The sequence below is a fragment of the Paenibacillus sp. FSL H7-0331 genome, assembly GCF_001956045.1.
This window is the reverse complement of the sequence record NZ_MRTH01000028.1, coordinates 96,129-105,160: the sequence shown is the minus strand read 5'-3', so window position 1 is coordinate 105,160 and position 9,032 is coordinate 96,129. Positions and strand designations below refer to the sequence as shown.

The 9,032-nt window shown below is 46.1% G+C and carries 10 protein-coding genes; 3 read left to right on the top strand and 7 right to left on the bottom strand.

Features of this window, described 5'->3' with window-relative positions:
• Nucleotides 1-138: 138 nt before the first annotated feature.
• Nucleotides 139-477, bottom strand: coding sequence for a helix-turn-helix domain-containing protein (locus BK127_RS29925; RefSeq protein WP_076235772.1), 339 nt, complete (start codon nucleotides 475-477; stop codon nucleotides 139-141).
• Between the two features lie 286 nt (nucleotides 478-763).
• On the opposite strand from BK127_RS29925, the gene BK127_RS29920 reads away from it, so the two are divergent.
• On the top strand, nucleotides 764-1,462 hold the full coding sequence (locus BK127_RS29920; protein WP_076235771.1) for a phospholipase D-like domain-containing protein: 699 nt from the start codon (nucleotides 764-766) through the stop codon (nucleotides 1,460-1,462).
• Here the strand turns inward: BK127_RS29920 and BK127_RS29915 are convergent.
• The 5 genes from BK127_RS29915 to BK127_RS29895 form a co-directional block, all read right to left on the bottom strand.
• Nucleotides 1,446-1,649: a hypothetical protein gene (locus BK127_RS29915; RefSeq protein WP_076235770.1), complete on the bottom strand. Its 204-nt coding sequence runs from the start codon at nucleotides 1,647-1,649 to the stop codon at nucleotides 1,446-1,448. The genes BK127_RS29920 and BK127_RS29915 overlap by 17 nt on opposite strands.
• Before the next feature lie 405 nt (nucleotides 1,650-2,054).
• A complete protein-coding gene (rlmD, locus tag BK127_RS29910; RefSeq protein WP_083689705.1) occupies nucleotides 2,055-3,662 on the bottom strand; it encodes a 23S rRNA (uracil(1939)-C(5))-methyltransferase RlmD in 1,608 nt (535 codons plus the stop codon).
• A 153-nt stretch (nucleotides 3,663-3,815) separates the two neighbouring features.
• Complete coding sequence (locus tag BK127_RS29905) at nucleotides 3,816-4,724, bottom strand: diacylglycerol kinase (protein WP_076235769.1); 909 nt, start codon at nucleotides 4,722-4,724, stop codon at nucleotides 3,816-3,818.
• Between the two features lie 32 nt (nucleotides 4,725-4,756).
• The gene (locus tag BK127_RS29900) at nucleotides 4,757-5,521 is read right to left on the bottom strand and encodes a sirohydrochlorin chelatase (RefSeq protein WP_076235768.1); all 765 of its coding nucleotides are present in this window, start codon (nucleotides 5,519-5,521) and stop codon (nucleotides 4,757-4,759) included.
• Nucleotides 5,522-5,876: 355 nt separating this feature from the next.
• Nucleotides 5,877-6,167 carry a YerC/YecD family TrpR-related protein gene (locus BK127_RS29895; RefSeq protein ID WP_076235767.1) on the bottom strand — a complete coding sequence of 97 codons (291 nt, stop codon included), beginning with the start codon at nucleotides 6,165-6,167 and terminating at the stop codon, nucleotides 5,877-5,879.
• A 234-nt stretch (nucleotides 6,168-6,401) separates the two neighbouring features.
• Here BK127_RS29895 and BK127_RS29890 point away from each other — a divergent pair, with 234 nt between their 5' ends.
• Complete coding sequence (locus BK127_RS29890; RefSeq protein ID WP_144026598.1) at nucleotides 6,402-6,926, top strand: hypothetical protein; 525 nt, start codon at nucleotides 6,402-6,404, stop codon at nucleotides 6,924-6,926.
• A 152-nt stretch (nucleotides 6,927-7,078) separates the two neighbouring features.
• On the opposite strand, the gene BK127_RS29885 is transcribed toward BK127_RS29890, so the two are convergent.
• Nucleotides 7,079-7,810: a ThuA domain-containing protein gene (locus BK127_RS29885; protein WP_076235765.1), complete on the bottom strand. Its 732-nt coding sequence runs from the start codon at nucleotides 7,808-7,810 to the stop codon at nucleotides 7,079-7,081.
• A gap of 210 nt (nucleotides 7,811-8,020) precedes the next feature.
• On the opposite strand from BK127_RS29885, the gene BK127_RS29880 reads away from it, so the two are divergent.
• Entirely contained in the window at nucleotides 8,021-8,959 is a 939-nt protein-coding gene (locus BK127_RS29880; RefSeq protein ID WP_076235764.1) for a helix-turn-helix domain-containing protein, read from the top strand.
• Nucleotides 8,960-9,032: the final 73 nt, after the last annotated feature.

The following is a 9,032-nucleotide window of genomic DNA, read 5'->3' as shown; positions in this document are numbered from 1 at the left end:
CAGGAAAACAGGATACCTTTCCTCGAAATGGAGGTAAGGTATCCTGTTTATAAGATTTGGACTTTTTCAGTGGCCTCGTTGGTGAACGGTGTCGTCTTTTAGGATAACATTACCATATAATCATAATTATGAACACACCTACTTTGAATTTCCCCTCTGCTCAAATATCACCTTGGCAACATTCAAAATCATCGTATGATCACTCTTCGGACGTTTAATCAACAACTCCAACAGCTTCCCTAGATCATCCTCCCTAACAATAGGGTCTAAAGATCGGAACAATTCCTCTAAAGTTAGATTCAACCCGTCCGCAATTTTATACAAACTATCAATGGAAAGATTCTTTTCTCCCCGCTCCACTTGTCCTATATATTTTTCGTGCAATCCGGCTAATTCCCCCAGTTGCTCTTGACTTAATCTCATCTCTTTTCTTATATTCCGAATCCGCTCACCGAGCAGCTTGGCGATTTCCGTCATTTATATCACCTCAAAAAAAGCTTACCTGAGGTGTGACAAACAATTAAGAAACTACTAATTCCTTTTTGACTATAAATAGATATTAATAGTACCATTATTAACATTGACGATACTATTGTCAATCAAAAAGAGTTCTGTAAGAAGCCTGTGTACTACTAACTATGAAGGGCGATCAGAAAGTGGAAGGTGCTGGGGAATATATCGAATAACGAATCCAATGAACACCTCCATCCTAGGAGTAAGATTTTGCCTACATATACTTTGACAAATAAAGGAGAGACCTACAATGAGAAAGCTCTTACATTCTGAATTTATGTCGAAATTAAAAGATGATCTTGCAAAAGCAAGGAAATCGGTGATCATTATCTCCCCTTATATTACGTCACCCGCAGTAAGCAATCTTGTAGATGCTATTGCAGGAACAAAGACTATAGAAAAAATTGTAGTCACATTGCCCTTCGGAATCGAATATTTGACCGGGGCGATAGAATTAGATGCATTAAAACGGCTTCAGAAGTCTGGGGTCTCACTAAGGTCAATAACAAATCTTCACTCCAAGATTTATATTATCGACAATAAGATTGCGTATCTTGGCTCAGCAAACTTTACTGGTAGTGGTTGGGGTCTAGTAAGAAACAGCAATATCGAGGTTATGACCAGAATTCAACTGTCCAAAATGGATACAGAAGAAATTAGACTAACGTACTTAAACCACAGTAATACTCTAGAGCTGTCATCCGAATTAGAACAAGCAATTATCAATGGGAAAAGCTTCATACAGTCGTATCAGCAATCCTTAGCGAAGCTAAATGAATTCGTTATTAATGAGGTGTCTTCTCTTGATGAGCTGAAGGACAGGTATTATTTCTTTTTAAAAAATCTCAAAGATCAAAAAAAAATCACTTCATTTGTCCGCGAAAAAAATACAAAACAGTTCGGAATGAATGTATTTCACATCAGCAACAGTGCTATAATAGCTTTATAGATTGATGTTTTAAAACTAATTTTAAATACAGGTCTTCCCCCTGTTCTACTGTAAAACTACCTTCTTCAATAATTGCTGGTATGTAGTCATTATCTTCAAAACTTTTGAAAATTGTCTTTATCTCTTTAATTAAGTTTGGAATTGTATCTATTCGTTTTAATTGATTTAAATAATTTTTTGTATTCATATTAGTCACCACCCTAAATTTGATTTCAAATATACAAAAAGAGACGTGATCTTAAAATTTGTCTTCCAAAAGACGAATGTTTAAACAAAGTGCATTAAACAGGTAATGATTATTTCTTTTTCCATCAAAATTCCAATTAGTTCAATTATATAAAATTTAAAGCTTTATAACCACACCAACTTCTTGATATATTTGGGTACGCATAAACCGCTTTGTTCACCCTGTAAAAAAAGACGGTGGGTTGGTTAGTTCATTCCCCATCGTCTTTTCAGTTCATTTATGCCCCGCTACTTTGGCTATGCTTGTAGTTTTACGGCAGTTTTACGGCAATTCTTACGAAACGCCTCTGTTATACCACTTATATATAAACTGTACTAATCAATATCCCTTTATGTAGCAAGGTTTTCAAGAAACTGTATCAGTCCGAACAAGCAATGCGACATTTTCAACGTGTGTCGTATGCGGAAACATATCCACCGGCTGCACTTCCACCGCCCGATACCCGCCATCCTCCAGCACCCTTAGATCCCTCGCCAGCGTCGATGGATTACAGGATACGTACACCACGCGCTTCGGCTGCATCTCCAGAATCGTCGATAACAGAGCCGCATCGCAGCCCTTGCGCGGCGGGTCGACCACGATGACGTCGGGGCTGATGCCCTGACGACGCCACTCGGGAATGACGACCTCGGCTGGGCCAGCTTCGAACTGAACGTTGCTAATGCCGTTCAGCAGCGCATTGCGCCGCGCATCGTCGATAGCTTCCTCGACGATTTCGACGCCGTACACCTGGCGCGCACGCTGCGCCAGGAAGAGCGAGATCGTGCCGATGCCACAATAGGCATCAATCACCGTCTCTTCGCCGCTCAAGCCGGCGAATTCAAGTGCCTTGCCGTACAGAACCTCCGTCTGTACGGGATTCACTTGGAAGAACGATCGCGCGGATATCGCGAATCGGATATCTCCGATCGTATCGTAGATCACATCGTCGCCCCATAGTACTTTTGTCTGCTCACCGAAGATAACGTTCGTTTGTTCCCTGTTCACGTTCTGGCAAATGCTCTTGATGCCGGGAATTGCCGCGTGAAGTAGGCCCACGAGTTCATCCTTATGCGGGATGTCATGACCATTGGTAATGAGGACGACCATAATATCTCCGGTATTAAAACCATAGCGGGCTACGACATGACGCAGCAGGCCCTTATGGGTTTCCTCGTTATACGGACGGATACCCAACTCGCGTGCGATCCGCTTGACCTCGGACACGACGCGGTCGTTATTTTCCTGCTGGATCAGGCAAGCCTCCATATCGATAATACGGTGGGTACCTTGTGCATAAAAGCCACCTACTAAGCCGCCTTCCATAACCGTAGGCACGGCTTCGCCACTGCCGCTCAAGTCCAAAGCGGATTGAGCGCTAGCTTGTCCGATAGGCACCTGTGCTTTATTGCGATACCGCCACGGATCGTTCATACCCATTGCTGCATGAACGACGATGCCTCCGTCAGCATCAGCCTCGTTCTCTCCAATCCCAGCCACCTTGAGCTTCCCGATCCGCTCCAGATTGTCCACGACAAGCTGACGCTTGAAACGCAGCTGCCCCTCGTAGCTTAAGTGCTGCAGCTGGCAGCCGCCACACTGCACATAGATGGGACAGGGTGCCTTGATGCGGTCTGGGCTGGACTTCACAATTCGCAGCAGCTTCGCGTAGCCGTACTGCTTTTTCAGCTTCATTACCTTAACAAGTGCTCGCTCGCCCGGAAGCGCACCTTTAATAAAAAGGGTGAAGCCATTCACGCGGCCTACCCCTTCCCCTTCATGTCCGATGCCGACGATCTCGGCCTCATACTCTTCGTTCCTGGCAACCGGCAAATCCGCTGTATCCACACTTGGCGCAGTTCTGTTGTTTAATCCCCGATTCGAATTCGGGCGAGCACCTGGGCTGCCCACTTTACTTGCATCCTTGCCGGATCGATCTTTTTTATAGCCACTCTTGCCATTCTTTCTGTTCATATCCGTTCACTCCATGTTTGTATTTCCTGATTTGCACGGCAAGAGCCTGTCCATTGTAAGTAAACCAGTGAAGCATGCTCACCCTTACTTATCTTTTGAACAGACTCTTTGTGCGACTTAAATCATTGCCCATATACGTAATTCCCGCTCGAATTACTTGTATACCGATAATCCACTCTGATCCACGAAGATTTGTACATGGGAGGGCAGGTTTGTAAACGTGCATGGCAGCGTTCCGCCGAATTCGCCATCCAAATTAATTTGTACGTAGTCCGGTGAGCTGACCTGAATCGAACGTGTTTGCAGGTAAATAATATTAGGATCTCCCAAATGCTCACCACGCAGCGCTAACGATACGACGCGGATAAACTCGGCGAGATTGCACTTTTTGAGAATCAGCACATCAAACAATCCGTCATTCAGGGAAGCGTCCGGCGCCAGTCGCTCGAAGCCACCGACAGAGTTGCTATTGGAAATAAGGAACAGCATGACCTCTTCATGAAAATCATTATCGTCTGTACGAATGTAGAGCTCAATTGGGCTTAAGCGAGGTAGCTTTTCCAGACCCTTCATATAATAAGCCATTTGGCCGATCATCGTTTTCAGCTTGCTGGGCACTTCATAAGTCAGCTCTGTCAAGGAGCCGCCACCCGCGATATTAATAAAATAGCGTTGATCCATTTTGCCGACATCGATGTATTGTGCATGCTGCTGCAGGATCACGTCAACCGCACCTTCCCAGCTGCGCGGAATATTGAGCGCCCGGGCGAAATCATTGGTCGTTCCCAGCGGGAGAATGCCGATGGGAGGCCGGTATGCCTTCTCGGCTACGCCGTTGATGACCTCGTACAAGGTACCATCCCCACCCGCCGCGATAATAATTTCGAAGCCGCGTTCGACTGCATCAGCCGCAGCCAGTGTAGCGTCGCCCTCGCCGATCGTCGCATGAGTGGAGGTTTCGATCCCGCCGCGTTCGAGCTGCTGCAAAATTTCCGGCAGACGTTTTCTCATTTCCTCTCTGCCAGAGGTTGGATTATATATTAATCTTGCACGTTTGGCCATTCCTTAATCACCCGTTCACATATATTGCAATCCTAACGTTTCCAAAAAGGAGCCGTTTGCTGCTCAATCCACCTTGGCAACAGCGGATGAGGAAGCAACGACCTCCCATTATATTGATAAGTATATCCTTGCAGCCGCTCAGGAATGACCTCGTTTGTAAAATATCCCTCACTGAGAAAAAGTGGTACCACCAGCACCGTATGGTCTGGTTTCAGCTTGCGCCAGCGACCCATTTTGGCTGGAATCTGGTTGGGCAGCAGCATCGCTACATCCACCTCATCAAAGCCTCCACATTCTTTTAACCTTGAAGCCAGCTTCTCTAAACCTCTGCGCCACAGAAGATGAAAATTCCGTTCTATACTGCCATGACCGACCAGCAGAACAATCTCCTGGGAAGGAGCTGCTGACAGCGGCTTCATTTTTTCATACAATATTTGAGCAATAACAGGATCATCATCAATCGGTGCTGTAAAATGAATGACGGCCCGAATAGTAAAGGGTGTCATATCCGTCGGAAGAATCGGTTCAGGCTTAACGCCAAGCGCATAGCTGATTTCGTCGATATGTGTGCTCCCTGAGGAAATAAATAACGGCACCACGATAATATCTGTTACACCCAACGACTCCAGATGCGTAATTCCATCCTGAATGAGCCTACCCTCGACAATTTCTAGAAAGCTGGAAAACACCGGTATCCCCGTCGGTACCTGCACCGCATTGACGGCCTCGTCAACCAGTCGAACCCAATGCTCACTGCGCGAGCCATGGCTAATAACCAATACACCATACGTGACCAAAGGCCTACCCCTCTCTCGTAACAAAAAAGAAGCGCTTCGGTGCCCCTCCGTTAATTTTGCCGCTGTTTCTTCTATTATAGCACAAATCTACCCATCCCAAATAGGAAAACATGCCAATAGTCGCATCCGGTGGTAAGTTGCTGAATCATGAGAAGCTGCGTGTGCAACAAAAAAAGGAGTCTGCCTCAGCAGCCCCCTATCCTGTGGCAAAGCGACTTAAGCCAGCCTTCAACATCCAATCGCTCAAAAGTCAGACTATGAGTTCCTTGAACTCTGATTGAGTAATCCAGCCTGTTCACAGCAACTGTTCTGATCCTAAGCTTGGTTTGCAGCCAAGTGAGCAAGTCTGTCTGATTCAGCGTCCTATGCGCTCCAAAGCGAGCTTATAACCGTCATTGCCATAATTCAAGCAACGCTTAACCCGGGAAATTGTCGCCGTACTGGCACCCGTCTCGGCTTCGATCTGGTTATATGTGTTGCCCTTACGCAGCATTCTGGCGACCTCAAGCCGCTGGGACAAGGATTGAATTTCATTGACTGTACACAAGTCATCAAAAAAAACGTAACACTCTTCCACATCTTTTAATGTCAAAATCGATTCAAACAGTTGATCGATCGCTTTGTCGTTTAGCTTTTTCAATTGCATGTTCATTCAACCCCTTGATGGTCTTCTAAAATCCTATAATGGATGTATTCGACATGCCTTGTAAAAATCCTTCCTTTAGGTTAGCAATACGTTACTCTTTTTATGCGTTAATGGGCTAAAATCAGGAAAAAAAACAAAAAACCGTGACAGGAGTCCAATCCATCCATTCGCCTACCACATAAACTACATAAGGGCAATCGTCTATAACCAAACCAAAAAAGGAATGTGAATCCGGTGAGCATACAAAGACCACCTATAGGAAATCGAGGCGTGAATACCCGCAGCTTCACACAGCAACCTCCATCCTATTCTTTGGGGACACAGCTTCCCAATCCGTATCCAGGGATCGGCACCAACTCCTACACACCACAGCCCCAGTATACGCCTCAGGTAGTGCAAGCAGCACCAACTCCGCCAGCAAGTGGTGGGGGCGGAGCACTTAGTAAGCTGACTTCTTTCTTCGGCGGAGGCGGTTCAGGAGCAGCTACAGGGGCCAGCAGCACAATCAATATTGCTCAAATGAAGCAAGTATTTGATCGTCTTGGTGGAATCGATGGCATTATGGACACCATGGGCAAGGTGCAAAAGATGGTCCAGAGCGTACAGCAGATGGCACCGCTCGTTAAGGTACTGATGGGCTCTTTCGGTAAAAAGAAAAAGGATGGCGATAGCGATGCCCCGCTTCGCCGCCGACGTCGTAAACGCACCAGCGGCAAGAACACAAGTAAAAACCGCGGCAAACGCCGGAAAGCACGCTAACCAAGATCGCACTTTCATACCATCGTTATCTCCACCCTCTCTGCTGAAGGAACATCCGTAAAGCTGCATGACACAAAATCAGCTGCGCCCAGAAAACCGGGTGCAGCTGATTTGTTGTGGAGCCACTAGAGCCTCGTAATATAAAACTAACTTTACTCTTTTGCCTTGATCGGCTCCAAAGGCTGGCTGTTGCCATACTTCGGATACTCACGAGTTGTCGGAGCAGCCCAGTAGACACCGTTACGGATAACACGGCGCACCTGCTCATTATAGTAGGTAGGGTAAGATTCATGGCCTGGGCGGAAGTAGAAAATCTTGCCTTGTCCACGGTGGAAGGTGCAGCCGCTGCGGAACACTTCCCCACCCTCAAACCAACTGACCAGGATCAGCTCGTCCGGAGCTGGAATATCAAAGTGCTCGCCGTACATCTCTTCGGATTCCAATTCAATGTAGGAGCCAATGCCTTCAACGATCGGATGACCCGGGGATACGACCCACAGACGTTCCTTCTCGCCCGCTTCTCTCCATTTCAGATCGCAGGAGGTGCCCATCAATTTTTTGAAAATTTTGGAGAAGTGACCTGAATGCAGAACGATCAGGCCCATTCCATGCAGCACGCGATTATGTACACGCTGTACAATCTCATCCTGTACATCGCCATGCGCCTTGTGTCCCCACCAGATCAGCACATCCGTATTGTTCAAACGCTCCTCGGTCAAGCCATGCTCTGGCTCATCGAGTGTCGCATAGGACACATCCAGCTCCGTTCCCAAGCCCTCACCGATTACTTGATGTATGCCATTCGGGTAGACAGCACGTATTGCTTCATTTTCCTGTTCATGGCGAAATTCATTCCATACGGTAACACGCAGCTTTTGACTCATTGGGATTGTAGCCTCCATATCGATTGGTTTGTAATATAACCTGTATTATATAGGAATATACCCATAAAATGATATGCTCAAAACTGTGTGTTCTTTATTCAAAAACGCCATCGCCCCATCAAATCATGCTATACTAATCTATACATACAAACAAATCGACTATCCAATACTGGTATCGTTGATCGGTTAAATTTTGGAGGTAGCATCCATATGTTCATGGCTCCGGAGCAAGAAACAGAAGTTCACAATGAGCTGGTCGATTATCAAAATCCGTTACTTCGTTTGAAAATATGGCGAATTACAGATGACGATGCGGTTATGATAAGTGAAGATACGAGCAAATCCCCCGCGATCGTTCCTCCATCCAAATATCGTTGGCATTATCATAAGGAAGTTGAATTCCTCGCCATCATTGAAGGCTCGCTCAGCGTGCAGACGAAGCATGATATTCGTGTGCTGCAGAGTGGGGATGTCCATGTGCTGGGCAGCTCGCAGCTTCATCGCACCAAGAAGGAAAGTGCGGAGCCGTTTAATTATTTGGTGTGCCAGTTTGATCTGGCTCAGCATTTTGACGAAAGTATAATGCCGTATTTGCATTATTTCAGTGAAATCCGCCGCCCGCTTGGGCTTCTTAACTATATGTTCTGTGAGCATGCTGATATACAAAAACAGGCACATGATATTATTATGGACATTTTTACAGAATCACAAACCAAACAAAAAGGCTGTGAGCTTGCCATTACGGCTTCCATTCGGCGCTTACTCCTGCTTCTTCTGCGAAATGATACACGTGGTATGCTGCATGGCTCGGAACGGGATGAGCTGACACGCCTGCAGCCAGCGCTGGATTATGTGGAGCAGCATATGGCCGAGAAAATCTCGATCGAGCAGGCATGCGCAGTACTCAACCTGAGCTATCATTATTTTATTAAATATTTTAAAAAGGTGATGGGGCTGTCCTTCGTCGATTATGTGAACTTCAAGCGCATCAAAAAAGCCGAGCGTCTGCTGCTCACCCAGGATGTCAGTATAGTAGAAGTAGGCGAGGCTGTCGGGATTCCGAATATGGCGCAATTTTACAAGCTGTTTAAACGCCATAATCACTGCTCCCCGAAGGAATTCAAGCTGCGCATGAAACTTGAATCCTGAATTTCATCGATATGTACCCAGCTACACCTCTAAAGAGACATCATTTTTCGAACAGTATAGAATATGAGGAACA

Bases quoted from the DNA above. Each gene is read 5' to 3' on its own strand.
- BK127_RS29925 (WP_076235772.1), bottom strand. From the start codon at position 477: ATGACGGAAATCGCCAAGCTGCTCGGTGAGCGGATTCGGAATATAAGA.
- BK127_RS29920 (WP_076235771.1), top strand. From the start codon at position 764: ATGAGAAAGCTCTTACATTCTGAATTTATGTCGAAATTAAAAGATGAT.
- BK127_RS29915 (WP_076235770.1), bottom strand. From the start codon at position 1,649: ATGAATACAAAAAATTATTTAAATCAATTAAAACGAATAGATACAATT.
- rlmD (WP_083689705.1), bottom strand. From the start codon at position 3,662: ATGAACAGAAAGAATGGCAAGAGTGGCTATAAAAAAGATCGATCCGGC.
- BK127_RS29905 (WP_076235769.1), bottom strand. From the start codon at position 4,724: ATGGCCAAACGTGCAAGATTAATATATAATCCAACCTCTGGCAGAGAG.
- BK127_RS29895 (WP_076235767.1), bottom strand. From the start codon at position 6,167: ATGCAATTGAAAAAGCTAAACGACAAAGCGATCGATCAACTGTTTGAA.
- BK127_RS29885 (WP_076235765.1), bottom strand. From the start codon at position 7,810: ATGAGTCAAAAGCTGCGTGTTACCGTATGGAATGAATTTCGCCATGAA.
- BK127_RS29880 (WP_076235764.1), top strand. From the start codon at position 8,021: ATGTTCATGGCTCCGGAGCAAGAAACAGAAGTTCACAATGAGCTGGTC.